Origin of the sequence: Flavobacterium sp. N2550, from assembly GCF_025947265.1 — a bacterium.
Lineage (GTDB): Bacteria > Bacteroidota > Bacteroidia > Flavobacteriales > Flavobacteriaceae > Flavobacterium > Flavobacterium endophyticum.
In genome coordinates this window covers 14,768-38,420 of the sequence record NZ_CP110007.1, presented here as the reverse complement: position 1 = coordinate 38,420, position 23,653 = coordinate 14,768, and the positions used below count along the sequence as shown (strand labels likewise).

At 37.8% G+C, this 23,653-nt stretch carries 11 protein-coding genes; 10 read left to right on the top strand and 1 reads right to left on the bottom strand.

From position 1 onward, the window contains the following. The first annotated feature begins 3 nt into the window (after positions 1 to 3). From rpoC to OLM56_RS00110, 5 genes are all read left to right on the top strand, one after another. Positions 4 to 4,305 (top strand): DNA-directed RNA polymerase subunit beta', encoded by a 4,302-nt coding sequence (gene rpoC, locus OLM56_RS00130; RefSeq protein ID WP_121375055.1) that lies wholly within the window; start codon positions 4 to 6, stop codon positions 4,303 to 4,305. A gap of 3 nt (positions 4,306 to 4,308) precedes the next feature. Continuing rightward, the gene (locus OLM56_RS00125; RefSeq protein WP_121375054.1) at positions 4,309 to 4,620 is read left to right on the top strand and encodes a DUF3467 domain-containing protein; all 312 of its coding nucleotides are present in this window, start codon (positions 4,309 to 4,311) and stop codon (positions 4,618 to 4,620) included. A gap of 952 nt (positions 4,621 to 5,572) precedes the next feature. Further along, positions 5,573 to 12,517 (top strand): T9SS type A sorting domain-containing protein, encoded by a 6,945-nt coding sequence (locus OLM56_RS00120; protein ID WP_264527912.1) that lies wholly within the window; start codon positions 5,573 to 5,575, stop codon positions 12,515 to 12,517. Between the two features lie 242 nt (positions 12,518 to 12,759). Continuing rightward, positions 12,760 to 14,997 carry a T9SS sorting signal type C domain-containing protein gene (locus OLM56_RS00115; protein ID WP_264527911.1) on the top strand — a complete coding sequence of 746 codons (2,238 nt, stop codon included), beginning with the start codon at positions 12,760 to 12,762 and terminating at the stop codon, positions 14,995 to 14,997. A gap of 12 nt (positions 14,998 to 15,009) precedes the next feature. After that, positions 15,010 to 15,213, top strand: a complete 204-nt coding sequence (locus OLM56_RS00110; protein ID WP_121375051.1) for a hypothetical protein — start codon at positions 15,010 to 15,012, stop codon at positions 15,211 to 15,213. Between the two features lie 69 nt (positions 15,214 to 15,282). Here OLM56_RS00110 and OLM56_RS00105 read toward each other — a convergent pair whose 3' ends face one another. Continuing rightward, positions 15,283 to 16,872: a peptide chain release factor 3 gene (locus tag OLM56_RS00105; protein WP_121375050.1), complete on the bottom strand. Its 1,590-nt coding sequence runs from the start codon at positions 16,870 to 16,872 to the stop codon at positions 15,283 to 15,285. A gap of 252 nt (positions 16,873 to 17,124) precedes the next feature. On the opposite strand from OLM56_RS00105, the gene OLM56_RS00100 reads away from it, so the two are divergent. The 5 genes from OLM56_RS00100 (at position 17,125) to OLM56_RS00080 (ending at position 23,550) form a co-directional block, all read left to right on the top strand. After that, positions 17,125 to 19,095, top strand: a complete 1,971-nt coding sequence (locus tag OLM56_RS00100; protein ID WP_264527910.1) for a peptidylprolyl isomerase — start codon at positions 17,125 to 17,127, stop codon at positions 19,093 to 19,095. Beyond that, complete coding sequence (locus OLM56_RS00095) at positions 19,096 to 19,944, top strand: hypothetical protein (protein WP_264527909.1); 849 nt, start codon at positions 19,096 to 19,098, stop codon at positions 19,942 to 19,944. Further along, positions 19,907 to 21,337, top strand: a complete 1,431-nt coding sequence (locus tag OLM56_RS00090) for a peptidylprolyl isomerase (RefSeq protein WP_264529032.1) — start codon at positions 19,907 to 19,909, stop codon at positions 21,335 to 21,337. The genes OLM56_RS00095 and OLM56_RS00090 overlap by 38 nt, the downstream gene beginning before the upstream one ends. A gap of 51 nt (positions 21,338 to 21,388) precedes the next feature. Next, on the top strand, positions 21,389 to 22,342 hold the full coding sequence (locus OLM56_RS00085) for an AAA family ATPase (RefSeq protein ID WP_121375046.1): 954 nt from the start codon (positions 21,389 to 21,391) through the stop codon (positions 22,340 to 22,342). 80 nt (positions 22,343 to 22,422) lie between these two features. Next, positions 22,423 to 23,550 carry an acyltransferase family protein gene (locus tag OLM56_RS00080; protein WP_264527908.1) on the top strand — a complete coding sequence of 376 codons (1,128 nt, stop codon included), beginning with the start codon at positions 22,423 to 22,425 and terminating at the stop codon, positions 23,548 to 23,550. The last annotated feature ends 103 nt before the right edge of the window (positions 23,551 to 23,653 follow it).

The window sequence follows — 23,653 nt, the reverse complement described above, 5'->3', positions numbered from 1 at the left end:
ACTATGATGAACAGAAATAAAGATAAAAACCAAGTGAAAAGGTTTGACAAAATTTCGATAGGATTAGCTTCTCCAGAATCCATCTTGGCCGAGTCAAGAGGTGAGGTTTTGAAGCCAGAAACTATCAACTATAGAACACACAAACCAGAGCGTGATGGTCTTTTCTGCGAACGAATTTTCGGTCCGGTTAAAGATTTCGAATGTGCTTGTGGTAAATATAAAAGAATTCGCTACAAAGGTATCGTTTGTGACCGTTGTGGTGTGGAAGTTACAGAAAAGAAAGTACGTAGAGACAGAGTAGGTCACATCAACCTTGTTGTGCCAATTGCTCATATCTGGTACTTCCGTTCACTTCCAAACAAAATTGGTTATATCCTTGGACTTCCGTCTAAAAAATTAGATATGATCATCTACTACGAAAGATACGTAGTAATCCAAGCAGGTATTGCTAAAAATCCTGACGGAGAATCATTGCAAAGGCTAGACTTTTTGACAGAAGAAGAGTACCTAAATATTTTAGATACGCTTCCGATGGAAAATCAATATCTTGATGATAGCGATCCAAATAAATTCATCGCCAAAATGGGTGCTGAATGTATCATGGACTTGTTGGCAAGAATCGATTTGGATGAATTGTCATACGAATTGCGTCACTCTGCCAACAACGAAACATCTAAACAACGTAAGACTGAAGCTCTAAAAAGACTTCAAGTTGTGGAGTCATTCCGTGAGTCTAACGAAAACCGCGAAAATCGTCCAGAATGGATGATTATGAAAGTGGTTCCAGTTATCCCGCCAGAATTGCGTCCATTGGTGCCGCTTGATGGTGGTCGTTTCGCTACATCCGATTTGAATGATTTATACAGAAGAGTAATCATCCGTAACAATCGTTTGAAAAGATTGATGGAAATCAAAGCTCCAGAAGTAATTTTGAGAAACGAAAAACGTATGTTGCAGGAATCTGTTGACTCGTTATTCGATAATACAAGAAAAGCATCTGCAGTAAAAACAGAATCAAACAGACCATTAAAATCGCTTTCTGATTCGTTAAAAGGTAAGCAAGGACGTTTCCGTCAAAACCTTTTGGGTAAACGTGTGGATTATTCTGCTCGTTCGGTAATCGTCGTTGGACCTGAATTGAAATTGTTCGAATGTGGTTTGCCAAAAGATATGGCGGCTGAACTTTACAAACCTTTCGTGATCCGTAAATTGATCGAAAGAGGAATTGTAAAAACAGTGAAGTCTGCTAAAAAAATCATTGACAAAAAAGAGCCTGTAGTTTGGGACATCCTTGAAAACGTAATTAAAGGACATCCAGTATTACTTAACCGTGCTCCTACGTTGCACAGATTGGGTATCCAAGCGTTCCAGCCAAAATTGATCGAAGGAAAAGCGATTCAGCTTCACCCATTGGTTTGTACGGCGTTCAACGCGGATTTCGATGGTGACCAGATGGCGGTTCACTTGCCATTAGGACCAGAAGCTATTCTAGAAGCTCAATTATTAATGTTGGCTTCTCATAATATCTTGAATCCTGCAAACGGTGCGCCAATCACTGTACCTTCTCAAGACATGGTTTTGGGTCTGTACTACATGACCAAAGAGCGTTTGTCAACTCCTGAGCACAAAATTTTAGGAGAAGGCTTGACTTTCTATTCTGCTGAAGAGGTAAATATCGCCTTGAACGAAGGAAGATTGGAATTGAACGCAAGAGTAAGAATCAGAGCTAAAGATTTCAATGAAAATGGAGAATTGGTTTATAAAATCATCCAAACAACTGCCGGACGTGTACTTTTCAACGAAGTAGTGCCAGAAGCAGCTGGATTTATCAACCAAGTATTGACTAAAAAATCGTTAAGAGATATTATCGGTGGAATTTTGAGTGTGACTGATGTTCCTACAACAGCCGCCTTCCTTGATAATATGAAAGATATGGGTTACCGATTCGCCTTCCGTGGTGGTCTGTCATTCAGTTTAGGAGATATTAAGATTCCAGAACAAAAACAATCATTGATTGACGATGCCAACGAACAAGTTGATGGTATCTCAATGAACTATAACATGGGTCTTATCACCAATAACGAACGTTACAACCAAGTTATTGACGTGTGGACTTCAACTAATGCTTTGCTTACAGAATTAGCGATGAAAAACATTAGAGAAGACCAACAAGGTTTCAACTCTGTGTATATGATGCTTGACTCTGGAGCAAGGGGTTCTAAAGAACAGATTCGTCAGCTGACAGGTATGCGTGGTTTGATGGCTAAGCCTAAAAAATCAACTGCCGGCGGTGGTGAAATTATCGAGAACCCGATCTTGTCTAACTTTAAAGAAGGTCTTTCGATTCTTGAGTACTTTATCTCTACTCACGGTGCTCGTAAAGGTCTTGCGGATACGGCTTTGAAAACGGCCGATGCGGGTTACTTGACAAGAAGATTGCACGACGTTTCTCAAGACGTTATCGTAAACACAGTAGATTGCGGTACATTGAGAGGTGTTGAAGTAGGAGCATTGAAAAAGAACGAAGAAATCGTAGAAACTCTAGGCGAAAGAATCTTAGGACGTGTGGCATTACAAGACGTAATCAACCCACTTACTAGCGAAGTTTTAATTTCAGCTGGAGAGCAGATTACAGAAGCTATCGTTAAATTGATCGACGAATCTCCAATCGAAAAAGTGGAAGTTCGTTCGCCATTGACTTGCGAAGCTACTAAAGGTATCTGTGCTAAATGTTACGGAAGAAACTTAGCAACTGGAAAAATGACTCAAAAAGGAGAAGCTGTCGGTGTAATTGCTGCACAGTCAATCGGTGAGCCAGGAACACAGTTGACACTTCGTACATTCCACGTCGGTGGGGTTGCGGGAGGACTTTCTGAAGAATCAAGCATTACTACGAAATTCAGCGGTCGTCTTGAAATTGAAGATTTGAAAACTGTAAAAGGTGAAGATCTTGAAGGAAACACCACAGATATCGTAATTTCTCGTTCTACAGAATTGAAATTAGTTGACGTTAAAACAGGAATCATCCTTAATACACATAACATTCCTTACGGTTCTAGTATTTTCGTTAAAGACGGAGATGTAGTTGAAAAAGGAACGACTATCTGTAAATGGGATCCATATAACGGTGTAATTATCTCTGAATTTACGGGTAAGGTAGCTTACGAAGATTTAGAACAAGGACAATCGTTCCAAGTTGAAATCGATGAGCAGACTGGTTTCCAAGAAAAAGTAATTTCTGAGGGAAGAAACAAAAAATTAATCCCGACTTTATTGATTTATGGTAAAGATGGCGAATTGATCCGTTCTTACAACTTGCCAGTGGGTGCCCACTTGATGGTTGAAAATGGTGAGAAGATTAAAGCAGGTAAAGTTTTGGTAAAAATACCACGCCGTTCTTCAAAAGCAGGAGATATCACGGGAGGTCTTCCAAGAATTACAGAGTTGTTAGAAGCTCGTAATCCTTCGAACCCAGCTGTTGTTTCTGAGATTGATGGTGTTGTTTCTTTTGGTAAGATCAAAAGAGGTAACCGTGAGATTGTTATCGAATCTAAATTTGGTGAAATCAAGAAATATCTTGTAAAACTTTCAAGCCAAATTCTTGTACAAGAAAATGACTTCGTAAGAGCAGGCGTTCCATTGTCTGACGGTGCTATTACTCCAGATGATATCTTGAGAATCCAAGGACCATCAGCTGTTCAGCAATATTTGGTTAATGAAATTCAAGAAGTTTACCGTCTGCAAGGGGTAAAAATCAACGACAAGCATTTTGAAGTTGTAATCCGCCAGATGATGCGTAAAGTTAAAGTTGAAGATCCAGGAGATACGCTATTCTTAGAAGATCAATTGATCCATACCAAAGACTTTATCGTTGAAAATGATAAGCTTTACGGAATGAAAGTAGTTGAAGATGCTGGCGATTCTGAAAACTTGAAACCAGGACAGATTATTTCTCCTCGCCAATTGCGTGATGAAAACTCACTATTGAAGCGTACGGATAAAAATCAAGTTGTAGCAAGAGACGTTATCACGGCTACTGCAACTCCGGTATTACAAGGTATCACTAGAGCTTCGTTGCAGACTAAATCATTCATCTCTGCGGCATCGTTCCAGGAAACAACTAAAGTATTGAACGAAGCTGCTGTTGCTGGAAAAGTAGACTTACTTGAAGGATTGAAAGAAAATGTTATCGTTGGTCACAGAATTCCTGCAGGTACAGGTATGAGAGACTATGATAACGTGATCGTAGGTTCTAAAGAAGAATACAATGAGCTAATGGCCGCAAAAGAAGAATATAATTATTAAGATATGAGCGATTCAAAACAACCACAAGGTCAGATTAATATTGAATTGGATGAAAAAACAGCCGAAGGAATTTATTCTAATTTGGCAATCATCAACCATTCAGCATCAGAATTTGTATTAGATTTCGTAAGCATAATGCCAGGAATTCCAAAGGCAAAAGTGAAATCTAGAATCGTTTTGACGCCGCAGCACGCCAAAAGACTACTAAAGGCGATAGGAGAAAACATTCACCGTTTTGAAAGCGCCCATGGCGAAATAAAAGACACCGAACAGCCTCCGATTCCTTTGAATTTTGGTCCGGCTGGGCAAGCATAGATAAAAAAAGCCTCCTAATTTTAGGAGGCTTTTTTATTTCCATCCCATTATGTTCCATTAACTACCTTAAACGTTTTTTATTGAACTTCATCGGATTTATTTTTTTATAGATAGGGTTTTGCCTAAGTTTATCTAAGAATTAAAATTTCATAACAAATACTGTTGATACTACCACATGTCAATGTGTTATTCCTAAGACTAGCGTTAATGTATTTAATTATTTGTAATGAAAATTTTGTATAGAGAATCGCAAGTTGCAAACCGAGAAAATAGTTCGGCAATATCAAACAATACCATTATTAGGTTTTTTGTCTTTATGGTCTTGTTTATATTGAGTAGTGCTGGTCTTTTCGGATAACTGCTTAAATAATTATAAAGGTTTTTAGTTAAGTAAAAAAACACTCTTCTTCCTATTTGTGCCAAATTAGAGATGGAGAGTTTTTTTGTGCCTAGATTTTACCATTAAATACGGGAATCAGTAAAATCACTAGAATCTGTTTAAAAGTTATGGATTTGTTTATGCAATTTAGAATAAATTATTGTTACTAAAAGTGTTTAAAAAAGGATGTTTCATGGCTAATTGCAGGTGATTTTTCCTTTGTTCATAAGTTTTTTATCAAAACTATAATTTTGTGTTAAATTTTATATTAATTTTCCGTGTTGATTGAATCGCATTTTTTTATATAAATATTAAAGGATGTCTGAATGAATCATTTGATTTGTTTCGATACTTATTATTGTAAATTAATGCCTTTAGTTAACAAAACGTTCTTACCTTATTTTTAATCAATTTACTTAAACTATGATGAATTATTACAATCCTTCGGGTCTTAGACAACCGTCTAGACTCAAAAAAGAGATTGCGAATTCGGCTGCCCCTCGGCCTGATTCTATTTCTCGCTTAGCTAGGCCCTCGTGGATTAGCTTATTTTTTATAGTCATGCTAATGGCTATGAATCATTCAGTTTGGGCCCAGTCTTCGGCAAATTATACTTTTGCTACGAATACGACAGGATCACTAGCCCTTGATATGAATGGTACGGCCATTGATATGAGTGCAGGTACTACACAATTAGTAGGCCCTGGCCTTGATGCAGCAGCGTCTGCTGTTACTAACATCGGATTCGATTTCCACTTTATGGGTACAAGATTTACGCAATTTTCTGTACAGGAAGATGGTATCTTGCAGTTAGGCGCTACAGCAGCTCCAACTAATACTTATACAATAAGTGGAGGTTCAGCTACATCTCCAAGGCTATCAGCTTTGAATGCTGATTTCAGAACAGGTTCGACTACAGGAAAAATCCACTACAAAGTCGTAGGAACTGCGCCAAACCGTGTGTTGGTTGTAGAATTTTTTAATATGCAGCTTTTCTATACGAGTGCGGCAATGGCAGGAACTTCTACTTGGCAAATGCGTCTTTATGAAAAAGGAAACATAGAATATGCTTATGGAACTGTTTCTGCTGTTGACATTGGAAATGGCGCAGCAAATAGATCTCCTTCTGTTGGTTTCTACACAGGATCGGCTTCAGGAGCTTTTGCTTCAATTCTATATGCAGGTAATACAGTTTCAGTAAATACACCTTATGCTGCCAATCCAGCTGTTGCTGCTTTGGGAGCTATTGCTAATTTAAGTTCTTCTGCCGATGGAAGCAGAAGAGTATACCAATTGATACCTCCTGGAAACCCAGGTAATGCATTGGCTACGGTTATCCCTCCGCCAACATTTCTATCGTTTTCAAGTGTTGCAGGAGGTAGTATGACATTAAATTGGGCAGAATCTTCTCCAAACATAGATGTGTTAAAATACATTATTTTGAGATCTTCAGACGGTGGGGCTACTTATACGCTAGCAGGTAGTGTAAATGTAGGAACTACTACATATAATGCTACAGGTTTAACGCCAAGTACTTCTTATTCATGGCGTGTATATGCTATTAGTGAAGGAGGTTTAAGTACTAATTTAGATGGTGTTCAGGCAACTAATCCTCCTGGAACTTATACTTCAGTCGCAACAGGAAACTGGAATTCTCCAACAACTTGGGATGCAGGAAGTGTTCCAAATTCTTTTGATAATGCAGTAATATCTGCAGGGAATACAGTTACAATCGATGCGACTGGTTTGTCTATAAATAATCTTTCTGTTCAAGGAACTTTAGCCTATGCGACCACACCTACAAATTTCACGGTTAACAATAACTTGACTGTAGCGAATGGTGGAATCATTAATGCCTTTAATGGAACAACAGGTAAAACGCTTACGGTTGCAGGAAATATCCAAAACAATGGTATACTTGATTTTTCTGTAGGTACTACAACTGCAGCAACACTGACATTGACTGGAACAGCTGTACAAACAGTAAGTGGTTCGGGAACGTTTAATACAGGTGTAATCCGAAACTTAACCTTCAGCAATACGAATACGGCTACTCCAAATATTAATTGGCTTATTAATGATGTTAAAATAGCTAATAACTTAAACCTTACTGGAGCAAGAGTCAATTTAGGAACAAATAAAATGACTTTTGGTGCTGGTGCTGCAGGTGGTACTCTTACGGCTCCTGTAGGTACAGGATTCTTGTCAGGAGGTAAATTCTCTAGATGGTGGACGGCAGCTGCAATCGGATCGACAGTTACAATTGCGACTGATCCAACAAATGCAACGAGCAGATATCCGTTTATCAATGCTGCTGGCGCAAACCGAGCAATGTATATTACAAGAACTAATGCTACAGGCGGTGTAGCTGGGGAGTTAGCGGTTGTGTATAACGATGCTGCTGGAGTTACTTCAGGATTGTCTGTGGCTGATGGTGCTTATACAGTAAATGAAAGATATGATGGAAATTGGGTAGTTTCAAATGAAGGAACTCCTGTCGCTTCAAGTTCATATACAGTTGTTCTATTAGCACAAAACGCATTCTCAGGATTATCGAATGGAAATGCAAGAGTTATGTTTGCTAATGCCGCAATCGGAGGTACGCATCAAAATGGTACGACTACTCCTGGTGCGCAAAGAATAACGGTATCCCAAACAGATTTGCTTTCAGGCCCTTTATATGTAGGAGTTTCATCTTCTGATATTCCATTTATTTCTGTTGCTAACGGAAACTGGACTACTCCGGCCACATGGAATAAAAATGCAGTGCCTGGTGCAACAGATACGGTTACTATCGCTAATGCTACTAACGTAACTTTAGATGGTACTAATACTATCACAAGCTTAACTCTAGCAACTGGAGGTACTTTAACAGCTGCAACTGGAGCTCTTAATTTTACTTCACTTACAAACAGTGGTACAGTAAACATCTCTGGTGCTAACTTGACAGCCTCTGGTACAGTTGCAAATAATAGCATATTAAATGTTACAGGTGGTAGCTTAAATGTTACAGCAGCGAGTACTACAGGTATTACAAATGCTACTAGCGCTACTCTTACCGTTGGAGGAGGTACGCTTAATCTGTCTGCTGCGGGAGCAAACAACCGTACTTTCGCAAACAATGGAATCATGACGGTTACGTCAGGGACAGTAAATGTTTTTGGTAACATGATTCATAATGCTGGTTCAACTTTCAACCAAAGCGGTGGTAACATCAATATTGATGGGAATGATGCTGGTAATGCTGCAAATTCTGTTGCTTCAACAGTATCCTTATTAAATATTACTGCATCAGCAGTCTCTAACTTGAATCTTACAGGTGGTACAATTACTATTGTCGACCCTCCTCAAAGTTCAAGTACTTCAATTTACGCTTTGAGAATTTCTCAAGGTGGAGCATTCAACTCGGCAGGTGTTAACCATACAATTAAGTTTGGAGATGGGGTATCTAACGATAGCAGTACAACGGGAAGTAACGGATTTTACGTTTATCTTTTCCCAGGAAGCTTCCTTTATGGTTTAGGAAATGTTGTTGTAGATGCAGGAACTATTGGTACTAATAGATTTGTAAGAACAACTTCTACTGTGCCAATCAAAAATAACTTGAACATTATATCAGGAGAATACCAATTGGGTAGTACAACGCATTTAGGAGGTAACCTTACTAATAATGGAATATTAACTGCTGGAAGTACATTAAACATTAATGACTATAATGGTGCTGCAGTAGCATCTACAAACCCTCAGACTATTTCAGGAGCAGGGGTGTTTAGAAATCTTGCGACTAGCCCAACAGCTAATTTGACATCGTTAACGGTTAACAATACCAATACAACAGGACTGACTTTAGATGTTCCTTTATCACTTAGCGGAACATTAACTCTTACAAGTGGGAAAGTTAATACGACCAATGTTAATTTATTGACAATTGGTACAGCTACAGCTTCTGGAACTATTTCTGGAGGAAGCGCTACAGCGTATGTAAATGGACCGCTTGCAAGAACTATAGCAACTGGCAATTCAAATACTAGCTATCAGTACTATCCAGTAGGAAAGGCTGCTTATGCTCCAATTTGGCTAGCTCCTGCAACTACTGCAGTTTCTAACCTTAAAGCAGAAGCTTTTGATTCAAATACAGGTACTGCTGATGTCAGCTTGCTTAACTTGTCTTCGACAAGAAGATGGGAAACTCCTTTAATGTCAGGTACAATTACTGATATGAACGTAAGATTAGGAGATGCTTCAATAGTAAGCACTAGTATTCCGGTTCAAGGACTTACTCCTGCTGGTGTTTATACGAATGCTTTTGGAAGTGTGGCTACTTATGTTGCAGGAACTCCTAATACGACGCAGTCTAATACACCAATATCGGCAGCAAATTTCACAGGATATATATCTTTTGCTGATTCGAATTCTTGTAGCGGTACTCCGAACCCAGGAAACACAATAGCTTCTAGTACTTCAATTTGTGCAGGTGCTTCAGTAGCATTAAGCTTGCAAAATGCAGTTTCTGGTTCTGGTGTTTCTTACCAATGGAAAAGTTCTATCAACGGAACAACGTATAATGATATTTCAGGAGCTACTGGACCTACATTAACTGTAGTACCAACCGTTGCTACTTACTATCAATGTGTGGTAACTTGTTCAGCTGGTCCAGCTACAGGAACTTCAGCTCCTGTACATATTGTTTTTGCTAATGAAGTTGCTACAAATACACCAAGTTCACGTTGTGGTGTAGGAACTGTACAGTTAGCAGCTACGCCAAGCACAGGTGCTACTATCAATTGGTATACTGCTGCAACTGGAGGTCTTTCAGTAGCAACTGGAAATACTTTTACAACTCCTTCAATTTCTGCAACTACAACATATTATGCTGCAGCTGAAGTTTCTACTCCTCCAGCATCATCTGCTATTGGAGCAGGAGGAACCAATTCTTCTACTGAAGGTCAGTCATTTTTCCCAGGAAGCTGGGGAGGAGCCAAAACTCAGTATATTATTAGAGCTGCTGAGCTTACTGCTGCAGGATTTACAGGTACAACTAATCTGACTAGTTTAGGATTTGAACCTACAACTTCAGGTCAAGCTTATCAAGGGTTTACAGTACATGTTGCTCATACGACTGCTGCGTCAGCTTCAACAACTACTTTTAGTAGTGATCCAATGGTTCAAGTGTATGCAGGAACAGGAACAAATGGAGGTTATACTCCAGCAGCTAATACTGTAAATACATTGACATTTGGTACAGGTGCAGGTTCAGCATCAGTATTTAATTGGGACGGAAGTTCTAATATTGTCGTTACAATTTCATGGAGTAGTGTTCCTAGTGCTACTACGGCAAGTAGTTCTACTATGAAAGTTGACAATGTAGGATTTGTTTCTTCTGCTTACAGACGAAGAGATAGTTTTACTCCAGCGGCTATGCTTGCTGAAACTGTGGTAGATGGTACAAGTAGTTTTAGACCTAAGTTTACAATCAACGGACAATCTATCTGTTCTTCTCCAAGAGTTCCTGTAGTTGCTACTGTAACTACAGCACCGGCCTTTACATTGAGTGGAAATCCAGCTTCTGTTTGTGGAGGAGCTTCAACTGCAGCGGTAACTATTACTGCGGGTGCTGCAGATTATGATACTTATGTATGGACACCATCTACAGGTGTTTCTGGAAATGCTGTTACAGGTTGGACATTTAATCCAGCGACAACGACTACTTATACTCTTGCTGCAACTAATACTGTGTCTGGCTGTGCTGCAACTGCGACAGTTGCTGTTACAATAAATACAACTCCGCCAGCAATTACAGTTGTGCCAGATTTGCCAACAATCTGTCAAGGAAGTATCCAAGAGTTGACTGTGTCAGGAAATACTGTTACACGACCTATTGTGTCGGGAGCAGGAACAGATACATCAGGTACTAATGCTACTGGAGCAACTCTAGGGCCAAATCCATTACAAGCTTATTACGGAGGTACAAAACAACAGTGGATTTATACTGCTGCTGAACTGACGGCTTTAGGCTTTGAAGCAAACGCACAAATTAGTGCTATAAAACTAAACTTAGTTACTGCAAATCCAGCCAATGTACTTAATAATGTTGTTGTGAAAATGAAAAACTCACCTACAGCAAGTTTTGCTACAACAACTTCATGGGAATCAGGTATGGTCATTGTTAAAGCAGCAGCTTCCCATACTCCATCTGTTGGTGTAAATAACTTTGTGTTAGATACTCCTTTTGCATGGAATGGTACTGATAATTTAATCATTGAGATGAATTATAGTAATAATAATGGTGGTAGTACGGTAGCTTATAACACAGCTAAGCATAGTCCTACAACTTTCGTAAGTACAATTTATTATAGAGTAGATACCCAAACTGCAGCAACTGTTGATGCTTATGTTGGTGCTGCAAGCTATACTTATAGTGCTAGAACTGACGTTACCTTTGACGTATTGCCTAAAGTAACTTGGAGTTCAACAGGTTCAGGAGATTTATTTACAGATGCAGCGGGTACAATTCCTTATGTTTCAGGAAATGGTGCAGCGAAAGTTTATGCTAAGCCAGTAGGTAATACGACTTATTCGGCTACTGTCGCAATTGGAACTTGCTCGTCAACAGACAGTACTTTGATTACTGTTACGCCTAGCACGACTCCTAACTTTGCTGAAATTGGAACAATCTGCCAAGGATCTACAGCTCCAACTCTAGCAACGACTTCTCCAAATGGAGTTACAGGAACTTGGGCACCAGCTGTAGTAAGCAATAGTGCAAATGGTACATACGTATTTACGCCTGCAACAGGTCAATGTGCAACAACTCAAACATTGAATGTTGTCGTTACTCCTGCTACAGTTCCTAATTTCGCTGAAATCGGATCTATTTGCCAAGGATCTACAGCTCCAACTCTAGCAACTACTTCTCCAAATGGAGTTACAGGAACTTGGGCGCCAGCTGTAGTAAGCAATACTGCAAATGGTACGTATGTGTTTACACCAACTACAGGTCAATGTGCAACAACACAAACATTAAATGTAACCGTAACAACAACTCCAGCTCCAACTGGTACTTCTCCTCAAGATTTCCCTGCAGGAGCAACGTTGGCTAGCTTTACAGTTAATGGTACTGGAATCATTTGGTATAGTGCAAGTTCATTAGGTACAGTGTTGCCAGCTTCGACTCCAATCGTTGCCGGAACCACATACTATGCTTCTCAAACTGTTGGTGGTTGTGAGAGTGTGCTAAGATTGCCTGTACAAGCAGGTACGATGCTTAAAGTTGATGGGTTTGATAATGCTAACTTTAAGTACTATCCAAACCCTGTCAACAATATTTTGACAGTGTCTTATACTGAGGCTATCACAGGTCTTAAATTGTATAACATGGTTGGACAGCAGCTTATCACAAAATCTGTAAATTCAAATGAAACTCAAATTGATATGTCTCATTTGCCAGCTGGATCTTACCTATTAGAAGTATCTGTAGGTAGTAAATCTAAAATGGTTAAATTGATAAAAAATCAATAATTTAGCTTTATGAATAAAGTAAGAAAGCCTCCTTCGGGAGGCTTTTTTTTGTTTATAAAAGGTTATGAAAGTTAAATCTTAGATTTAGTCGAAGAATTTTATTGTTAAAAAAATAGATTATAAACGACTAAAGTTCAATTAGTTCGATAAAAAGCATATTTTGTTATTTCTTAACAAAAAGATAATGTGATTGTTTAATTTTTTATTAACGAATCGTTAACTTTGTGGAAAACAAATTTATAATGAAAAAAACTTTACTTTTTAATTACATTACGCGTGTATTCTTTTTAGGTTTATTCTTCGGTTTTGTTCATGAATCGTCTGGGCAGATAATAATCAGCCAGGTTTATGAAGGACTAAGTAATAACAAATGGATTGAGATAACAAACGTAGGATCAACTTCGATTGATTTGGCATCGCCGATTCAATATAAGGTTGGAATGTGGAATACTGGTAGTGATACTGGAAATGCGACCATGAGCGGAACTCCAACAACTAGTATTAATTTATCTGGAACATTGGCGCCTGGAGGTATTTATTTAATAAAAAATACGGGCTCATCAACAACGGTTCCTCATAGCCCGATGCCCGCTGCAAACGTTGCGAATACGACTGTTGCTGGTTTTAATGGTAATGATGCATTGGCAATTTTTACAGGTACAAGTACAATTGTAGATGCGTTTGGTGTTGGAATAAATAATAAAGATATTTCATATCACAGAAATGCAAATGTGCTTTCTGCAAATAGCACTTTTACTATCTCAGAATGGACATCTAAAACATTGGCTCAAGTAGCCTCAGCAGACAATACTCTTTCGGAATATATAGGAGTTCATATATACGGTGCACCAACTTCAACAACTTGGGACGGAACTTCTTGGTCAAACGGAACGCCAACTTCATCTCTTGATGCAATCATAGCAGCAAATTATTCAACTGGAACAGCGTCTCCACAAGGGCCATTTACTGCAAAATCTCTAACAGTAAATTCAGGAATTTTTACAGTAGCATCAGCAACATCAGTTACTGTTGAAAATGCGATTGTCAATAATGCAGACTCAAACAATTTTATTGTTGAGAACAATGCAAACTTGATTCAAAATACTGCTGCGACAAATACTGGAGCAATTAAAGTAAAAAGAACTAGCAATCCACTCTACCGTTTTGATTATACATTATGGTCTTCTCCTGTAGTTGGGCAAAATCTTAAGGCTTTCTCTTCAGCAACGCTTTCAAACAGGTTTTATACTTACAATACTGCAACAGGAGCTAATGGCGATTATGTGGCTGTTTTCCCAACACAAAGCGAAGGAACTTATAGTTTTGAAGCAGGAAAAGGATACCTAATCAGAACTCCAGATTCGCATCCGGCCTATGTTGAAGGAAATCTTGGAACAGCAATTAATGCAGAATTTACAGGAACGCCATACAACCAAAACGTTAACGTAGCACTTTCAGCTGCAAATACTGGATTTAATCTTGTTGGTAATCCATATCCATCAGCAATCTCTATCTCACAATTGTTTACTCTAAACTCTAACGCTATTGACGGAACAATCTGGTTTTGGAGAAAAAGAAATGGAGCGTCAGGAAGTGGTTATGCTACTTCAACAGGAATGGGAGTGACAAGTGCTCAGCCAGAAGCTGCTGCACTCAATCCAAATGGAGTAATCGGTGCTGGCCAAGGATTTTTCGTAAAAGTAAAATCTGCACCTACTCAAACTACCTTGAACTTTGACAATACACTTCGCTCTAATGTAACAGGAGGTTCTTTTTTTAGAAATTCTAATGCCTCTTCAGATGAAGTGGAAAGACACAGAATCTGGCTAAACCTTTCTAATGGTTCAGAAGTAATCGGGCAAACTTTGTTAGGATATATGACTGGTGCGACTGCTGGAGTTGATTATGGAATTGAAGGAAAATATTTTAACGATAGTCCAATTGCATTTACATCATACCTGGAAAATCAAGAATTTGCCATCCAAGGAAGAAGCCTTCCGTTTACCACTGAAGATGTTGTTCCAATGAGCTTTAAGACAGACGTAGCAGGAAACTACTCTATAACGCTTGACCATGTTGACGGTCTTTTTGCGGGAAGCCAAGATATATTCTTGAAAGATAATTTCACAGGACAAATCCATAATATTAAAGCATCAGCATATTCTTTTGCAACTGAAGCAGGCGTTTTCAACAACCGTTTCGAAATTGCATACAGATCTTTGCTTAGTGTTAATGTTCCAACTATCGCTGCAAATAATATCGTTGTTTATAAGCAGAATGGAAGCCTTGTTATCAATTCAGGAAATTATATCATGAACAAAATCGAGCTTTATGATATCAGCGGCCGTCTAGTTTATTCAAGAAATAATGTTGATGCTGCTACTGCCGTGATTTCAAATCTTGCTATCGCAAACCAAGTATTGGTTGTAAAAATTACTACTGCCGAAAATGGAACGGCTAACAAAAAAATCGTTTACTAATATATAGGGAATATGAAAAACTCAATTACAATAAAAATAGCAAGCTTATTATTTCTATTATTCTTAAGTACTGCCGCTTTTGCACAAAATCCTTCTGAAGCACCAGATGACGAAGATGGACCACAAGCGCCAATTAATGATTATGTCGTTCCTATGCTTTTAGCAGGCGTAATCTTGGGCTATTCTTTCATCAAAGGAAAAACCAAAAAAGCGTAAGCTTTATTATTAAGGTTCACAAAAAAGGCTGTACAAATCGTACAGCCTTTTTTATTTGTAATCTTATCTTTATTCAAATTCCGAAGTAAAGAATAATTTCACTGTCGGATATTTACTCTGCGTCATTTGGATGGTAAAATCAGAATCCGCTAAAAATACCAACTGTCCGTATTTATCATGAGCTAAAAACTTTTGCTTTATACGCTTAAACTCTTTGAACTCTTCGTTTTTGGCATCATCAGGTTTTACCCAACAAGCTTTGTGCACAGGGAAATTCTCATAAGAGCATTTAGCACCATATTCGTGTTCAAGTCGGTATTGGATAACTTCATATTGCAAAGCCCCAACGGTACCGATTATTTTTCTGTTGTTCATTTCTAAGGTGAAAAGCTGTGCAACGCCTTCATCCATCAATTGGTCGATTCCCTTGTCAAGTTGCTTGGATTTCATTGGATCTGCATTGTTGATGTAACGGAAATGCTCTGGTGAAAAGCTTGGTATTCCCTTAAAGCTCATCAATTCACCTTCTGTCAACGTATCACCGATTTTGAAATTTCCTGTATCGTGCAATCCAACGATATCGCCTGGATATGAAATATCGACAATCTCCTTTTTTTCTGCGAAGAAAGCATTCGGGCTTGAAAACTTCAGGTTTTTATTTTGACGTACGTGCAAGTACGGCTTGTTTCTTTCAAATGTTCCAGATACGATTTTTACGAAGGCCAATCTGTCGCGGTGTTTTGGATCCATGTTGGCGTGGATCTTAAATACGAATCCTGACATCTTATTTTCATAAGGATCGACCAGTCTTGTTTCTGATTCTTTTGGTCTTGGCGATGGCGCTATTTCTACGAAACAGTCCAAAAGTTCTCGCACCCCGAAATTGTTTAACGCAGAACCAAAAAACACAGGCTGTAATTTTCCTTCTAGGTAAGCTCCTCTGTCAAATTTAGGATAGACTTCATCGATTAGCTCTAATTCTTCACGAAGTTTGTCAGCCGGTTTTTGGCCGATGATTTTTTCCAATTCAGGACTTTGCACATCAGAAAAAGCAATCGTTTCTTCGATGTTCTTACGGCTGTCTCCGCTGAAAAGGTTGATATTTTTCTCCCAAAGATTGTAAATTCCTTGGAAATCATATCCCATTCCGATCGGAAAGCTCAATGGCGTTACAGTCAAGCCTAATTTTTGTTCCACTTCGTCCATCAAGTCAAAAGCATCTTTTCCTTCGCGGTCTAATTTGTTGATGAAAACAATCATTGGAATATTTCTCATACGGCAGACAGCGACTAATTTTTCCGTCTGTTCCTCAACCCCTTTTGCAACGTCGATTACGACTATAACGCTATCGACTGCTGTAAGTGTTCTATAAGTATCCTCAGCAAAATCCTTGTGGCCGGGAGTATCGAGAATATTGATTTTTTTATCCTTGTAATTGAATGCCAAAACAGACGTAGAAACCGAAATTCCTCTTTGGCGCTCGATTTCCATAAAGTCGGAAGTAGCCCCTTTTTTGATTTTGTTGTTTTTTACGGCCCCAGCTTCCTGTATCGCGCCTCCAAACAAAAGCAATTTTTCTGTCAGTGTCGTTTTTCCGGCATCGGGATGCGAAATAATCCCAAAAGTTCTTCTTCTTTCTATTTCTTTTTGAAAACTCATATCCTGTATAAAAATGGATTGCAAAAATACTATTTATTAAACAAATAATCAGCGTATAATAATAAGAGAAAATCGGAGTTATGCTTTTTTGCAAATACAGCTTCTTAATTGATGAAAATATCTCTAATAATTTGTTAATAAATTTTTGTTAATAGTAAGGGCCGTACTTGTTTAATGCAATTGAATTGTTACTTTTGTTGATTGCTATCTAGGCGTTAAATTAATTTTTTTCCAACTTATAGAATTTACATAATGAATTTAAAACAATTGTTCTTCGGAGTACTGCTTTCTGCGAATTTTACGAGTTTTGCTCAAAATGCCAATAAGGAAGTTTTATTTACAATTGATGATAAGCCTTATTATACTGACGAGTTTGCAAGGGTTTATAACAAGAATATTGATTTGGTAAAAGATGAATCTCAAAAAGATTTGAATCAATATCTCGATTTATTCGTTGGTTACAAACTGAAGATTAACAAAGCAAACAAACTTGGTCTTCAAAACGGACAGGCTTACCAAGCTGAATTGAAATCTTACAGAAATCAGCTTTCTAAAAATTATCTGACCGATTCAAAAGTGACTCAGGAACTTATTGAAGAAAGCTACAAAAGATCGCTAAAAGAAATCAAGGCCGCTCATATTTTGTTTATGGTCGATGAAAATGCTTCTCCTGAAGATACCTTGAAAGCCTATAAAAAAGCAGTTGAGGTAAGAGAAAAAGCTTTAAAAGGAGAAGATTTTGGAGAGCTAGCGGTTAAATATTCTGAAGATCCATCTGCTAAAGAAAACAAAGGCGAATTAGGCTATTTTTCTGCTTTCAGAATGGTGTATCCTTTTGAATCGGCGGCCTATAAAACTCCAAAAGGACAAGTTTCTAAAATCACAAGAACACGTTTCGGATATCATATAATTAAAGTGGAAGACGTGAGAGACAACCGTGGCGAACTTACGGTTGCGCACATCATGATTTTGAAGCCGCAGAATCAGAATCCTGAAGAATCTGAAAAAGCAAAAAACACAATACAAGAAATTTATACTAAATTACAGCAAGGCGAGAACTTCGAAAGCCTTGCAAAACAATTCTCTCAAGACAAATCTTCTGCTTCTAAAGGTGGTTTATTAAACCGTTTTGGCTCTGGACAGCTAAGTTCTGAAGAGTTTGAAGACGCTGCGTTTGCATTAAAAAATCCTAATGATTATTCGGCTCCAATAGAAAGTAACTTTGGCTGGCATATCATAAAGTTGATTGAAAGACATCCAGTTAAGACGTTGGAGGAAATGCAAGCAGAGTTAGATAACAAGATCAGAAAAGACGAGCGTTCAAGGTTGATTACCAATTCCTTGACAGAAAAACTGAAAAAGAAATATGCTGTAAAAAGAAACGACAAGCTTTATGCTGCGCTTTCAAAAACAGTAACTGATAAATTCTACATGGGAGAGTGGAAACTTCCTGAAAACACAAAACCTTTTGCCGGAGATTTAGTTACAATCGACAAAAAAGCAATTACAGGAGAAGAGTTCCTTAAGTTTTTGGCAACCCAACAGCGAGGCGAAAATACGATTAAACCAATTGGTAAATTGGTGGATAAAAAATACCAAGAATTTGTTGATGTAAAAGTCAATGAATTGTATAATAATAATTTAGAGAACGAGTTTCCTGATTTTGCTGCCGTAATGGAAGAGTACCGTGACGGCCTGTTGCTTTTTGACCTGATGGAAAAAGAAATTTGGGAAAAAGCAAAAACTGATACTATCGGATTGCAGAATTTTTATGAATCCCGTATAAATAATTACCGTTGGGGGAATAGGTTGGATGCTGTAGTGCTGACTTCTACAAAAATGGATGTTGCTAAAAAAGCACAGAAACTATTGAAACAAGGAAAAACAGCTGACTTTATAAAAGAAAAATTGAACCTGAATGGCAAAGTAGATGTAATGTCAAATGCTGGGATTTTCGAAGAAAATAGCGACGCATTGCCAAAAGGATTGGTGAAAAAAGACGGAGTTTCTGACATCATAAAAGATGGGGAATACTATTTTATCGTGAAAATAAACAAGCATCTGGAAGCCGGACCAAAAACGCTGGACGAAGCAAGAGGAAAGGTAATCAACGATTATCAGCAGTATCTCGAAGAGAAATGGGTAGGTGACTTAAAACAGGAATTTAAGGTAAACGTAAACCAGCCTGCTTTTGAAAAAGTAAAAAAGCAGATCAAATCATAAATGATAAAGTACGCAGTCATAATTTTGCTATTGCTTTTTGTTTCATGCAGCTATTTTAAGCCAGAAGCAAAGCCACAGGCAATTGCAAGAGTAAATGACTCCTACTTGTTTAAAGATGAAATCAAGGATCTGGTACCGCCTGGAACTTCAAAGGAAGACAGTATTGTCATCGTAAGAAGTTTTATCGACCGCTGGGCATCACAAAAACTGATGATGAACGCAGCAGAGATTAACTTGAGTTCTGAAAAACAAGCAGAATACAATGAGCTGATCAGGCAGTATAAAATCGATTTATATACAAAAGGCTATCTAGAAGAAATCGTAAAAACAACAGTCGATACGGTAATTTCGGAAGCAGAATTAAAAGAATATTATAAAGAAAATAAAGAGAATTTCAAGACAGACGGAACTTTGGTCAAACTGCGTTATATTCATTTGCCGAAAGATCATCCGAAATTCCAGACCATAAAAAGCAAATTCTTTGATTATAGAAAATCAGACAAGAAATTTTGGGATACGTATGGGATGCAGTTCAAAAGCTTCGTACTGAATGACTCCGTTTGGGTAGAAATGAATCAGGTCTATAGAAAATTGCCTTTTATCACTCCAGACAACAGAGCACAATATATTTCAAGCGGGAAATCTATTGAAAAGCAAGATTCTCTAGACGTCTATCTTGTAAAAGTCACGAATGTTTTAGATAAAAATCAAGTAAGCCCGTACGAATACATAAAGCCCACATTGGAGCAAGTGATTTTAAACAAAAGAAAATTAGAATTAATAAAAAAATTTGAAAAAGATATTACCGATGATGCCATTAAAAATGAGAAGTATGAAATCTATAATTAAAAATGCTTGCCTGGTTTTTGGTTTTGCTGCGTTTTTCAATGCTGCAAATGCACAGGAAATTATTCAGAGCGATACAGTAAAAACTGTTGCTCCGAAGCCTGTGAGCCAAAAACAGAAAATCGATGGCGTTATTGGCGTAGTAGGTGATTATGTGATTTTAGATTCTGATATTGATATTGCTTATATAGAAATTACAAGTCAAGGAAATCCGACAAAAGATATTACTCGTTGCCAGATTCTTGGCAAATTGCTGGAAGATAAATTATATGCGCACCAAGCAATCCAAGATAGTATCGTTGTGACCGATGCCGAAATCAATAATATGATGGAAGAAAGAATCGATGCTTTTGTGGAACGTGCAGGATCAATGGAAAAATTGCTTAAGATATACAAAAGACCTACTGAAGAAGATTTTAGAACCTATTTTTTCGATATCTTGAAAATGGGCAAGCTTACCTCCGAAATGAGAAATAAGATCATTGAAGCTGTAGAAATCACTCCAGAAGAAGTAAGAACTTTTTTCAAAAAGTTTCCAAAAGAAGACTTGCCGCAAATTGGAGCTGAGATTGAGGTTTCTCAAATAGTCATAAACCCTGAAGTTACAAAAGCAGAAAAGCAAAAAGTCATTGACAAGCTCAATGAATTCAGGACCGATGTGCTTTCAGGAAATGGTAGCTTTTTTAGTAAGGCTGTTTTGTACAGTAAAGATGAAGGAACGAAATCCAACGGCGGTTTCATGAGGGTCAACAGGAAAAATAATTTGGTCAAAGAATTTAAAGAAAGAGCGTTCAGTCTTGAAGAAGGCCAGATTTCTGAACCTTTTGAAACAGAATATGGCTGGCACATCATCATGGTTGAAAAAATCCGTGGACAGGATGTCGATTTGAGACACATCTTATTAATCCCGAAAATCTCTGAAGAAGCAATGCAAGAGGCTAAAGACGAAATCGTAGGAATCAGGAATAAAATAGTGAATGGAGACATTACATTTGCCGACGCAGCTAGAAGCTCATCTGATGAAAAAGAAACTAGAGCAAATGGCGGGGTTCTTACAAATCCTCAGACATTAGATCCGCGTTTTGATTTGACAAAAATGGATCCTTCTCTGTATGTTCAAGTTTCTGATCTGCAAGAAGGACAAGTGTCACAGCCTATTGTTGATGAAGATAGATTGGGTCGTAAAACCTATAAGCTAATTACAGTTACAAAACGCTATGATGCACATACTGCCGATTATGCCTTGGATTATTTGAAAATAAAAGACTTGGCTTTAAAAGAAAAACAGATTAAGGCAATTGGTGATTGGACTGAAGAAAAAATCAAAGAAACCTATATCAAAATCAACGGTGAATACAGAGACTGTACTTTTGTAAACAACTGGGTTAAAAAATAATTAGCGTACTGCAATAGTAAAACCGAAATTTTAACTAACACAATTCATAGGATGTCAGACGTCGCTGCAATACAGAATTTAGTTCAGAAAAGAATAGAGCTAAAGAAAGAAATCTCAAAAATAATTGTAGGACAAGAAGTCGTTGTTGACCAAATCTTGTTAAGTATTTTTTCTGGAGGGCACGCCCTTTTGGTAGGGGTTCCTGGATTAGCAAAAACCTTGATGGTCAATACTATTTCTCAAGCACTAGGACTAGATTTCAAACGTATACAGTTTACGCCAGACTTAATGCCTTCTGATATTCTCGGAAGCGAAATTCTTGATGAAAACAGGCAGTTTAAATTTATAAAAGGACCGATCTTTTCCAACATAATCTTAGCGGACGAAATTAACAGAACGCCTCCTAAAACGCAAGCAGCGCTTTTAGAAGCAATGCAAGAAAGAGCAGTTACAATTGCTGGTCAACACTATAAATTATCATTGCCCTATTTTGTTTTAGCAACACAGAACCCAATCGAGCAGGAAGGAACGTACCCGCTTCCGGAGGCCCAACTTGACCGTTTTATGTTTGCAATAAAATTGGATTATCCATCATTCTCTGAAGAAGTCCAAGTAGTAAAAAGCACGACGACAGATTTTACCGAAAAAATAAATCCGCTTTTTTCTGCACAAGAAATTATCGACTTTCAGCAACTCATACGCCGTATTCCTGTAGCAGATAATGTGATTGAATATGCCGTGACTTTAGTAAGCAAAACACGTCCAGACAATCCACTGTCTAATGAATATATTAAAAACTACTTAGATTGGGGTGCAGGGCCAAGAGCTTCGCAAAACTTAATATTGGCCGCAAAAGCTCATGCCGCATTCAATGGGAAATTTTCTCCAGATATCGAAGACGTGAAAGCAGTTGCAACTGGAATTCTTCGTCATAGAATCATCAAGAATTACAAGGCAGATGCCGAAGGAATTACGGAAGAAATGATTATCCAAAAACTGATGTAAGTTTGTTTGTAATAACAAATTCTATCGCATCAGATTAATTCACAATTTGTATTTATATTTGAGTAGAAATACAAATACAATTGCTGAAAAAACAACTAAACGATTCCCGTCGCATTTTCGGTTTGGATCTTATGAGAGCCATAGCCATCTTAATGGTTTTGAGTTCGCATTGCCTTTGGATTTATCCTGAAAGCAATAGTTTTTTTGCGCAATTGCTGAAATTGTTCGGTTTTTTAGGAGTAGAAATTTTCTTTGTCTTAAGCGGATTTCTTATTGGTAAGATACTGTTGCAGTCTTTTCTGAAACACGATTTTTCGTTTTCCCACATAATGAAATTTCTAAAGAGAAGATGGTTTAGAACACTTCCTAATTATTTCCTTATTCTGCTTGCCAATATAATAATAGCAGGAATCATAGGCTATAAGATTGAGTCGTTGTGGAAATATTTCTTTTTCCTCCAAAATTTCTCAGGTCCTATGCCAGCCTTTTTTCCTGAATCTTGGAGCTTATCCGTCGAAGAATGGGCTTATGTGCTATTGCCATTTTTGCTGCTTTCTGCGGCCTATATCGCAAAGCCAAAAAACAAATCACTCTTTTTTATAATCCTTTTGTGCTTGTTGCTGATTCTGTCTTTAGTGGCAAAGATGTATTTATATAGAAATACTGCGGTTGCAAGCCTAAACGATTGGAATGTTTCATTAAAAGCTGTAGTTGTCTATCGACTAGATGCTATTCTTTATGGTGTACTATCAAGCTGGATATATTGCCAATACTATGATTTCTGGAAAAAAAATAAAGCAGTCTTCTTGCTGATTGGAATCATTGGGCTCTTGTTTATATTTTTCGGGTTTGGAAAAATGGCCTTGACTGCCGAAAGCCAGAACATCATTTTGTATACAATATACCTTCCGGCAGTTTCTGCATGCATAGCGCTATTTCTTCCTTTTTTGTCAGGGTGGAAATCTGAAAACTCAATAGCAAAGAAACCAATCGTTTTTATCAGTCTGATTTCCTATTCGATTTATTTACTGCATTATAGCGTAATACTTCAGCTGATGAAATACTTTTTTCCTGTTAATGATTTTTCGGAAATTCAATTGCATATTTTTACAATTGTATATCTTCTACTGACGATAATTTTCAGTTTTGGACTCTATGTCTTTTATGAAAAACCTATTATGGATTTGAGAGAGAAATCAAAAAAATAATGCCCCAAAGTGCGCTTTTTTTACAGTTTTCTGCCTAGTGCCTGTAATTTAGAAACATTCTTAATTTTAAAGCTCCTATTTCAGTCCATTTCAATTTCGAATT

What these genes read in the sequence shown, in the direction of transcription:
- OLM56_RS00100 (WP_264527910.1), top strand. Translation starts at nt 17,125, where the DNA reads ATGAATTTAAAACAATTGTTCTTCGGAGTACTGCTTTCTGCGAATTTT.
- OLM56_RS00110 (WP_121375051.1), top strand. Translation starts at nt 15,010, where the DNA reads ATGAAAAACTCAATTACAATAAAAATAGCAAGCTTATTATTTCTATTA.
- OLM56_RS00095 (WP_264527909.1), top strand. Translation starts at nt 19,096, where the DNA reads ATGATAAAGTACGCAGTCATAATTTTGCTATTGCTTTTTGTTTCATGC.
- OLM56_RS00115 (WP_264527911.1), top strand. Translation starts at nt 12,760, where the DNA reads ATGAAAAAAACTTTACTTTTTAATTACATTACGCGTGTATTCTTTTTA.
- OLM56_RS00090 (WP_264529032.1), top strand. Translation starts at nt 19,907, where the DNA reads ATGCCATTAAAAATGAGAAGTATGAAATCTATAATTAAAAATGCTTGC.
- rpoC (WP_121375055.1), top strand. Translation starts at nt 4, where the DNA reads ATGATGAACAGAAATAAAGATAAAAACCAAGTGAAAAGGTTTGACAAA.
- OLM56_RS00085 (WP_121375046.1), top strand. Translation starts at nt 21,389, where the DNA reads ATGTCAGACGTCGCTGCAATACAGAATTTAGTTCAGAAAAGAATAGAG.
- OLM56_RS00125 (WP_121375054.1), top strand. Translation starts at nt 4,309, where the DNA reads ATGAGCGATTCAAAACAACCACAAGGTCAGATTAATATTGAATTGGAT.
- OLM56_RS00105 (WP_121375050.1), bottom strand. Translation starts at nt 16,872, where the DNA reads ATGAGTTTTCAAAAAGAAATAGAAAGAAGAAGAACTTTTGGGATTATT.
- OLM56_RS00120 (WP_264527912.1), top strand. Translation starts at nt 5,573, where the DNA reads ATGAATCATTCAGTTTGGGCCCAGTCTTCGGCAAATTATACTTTTGCT.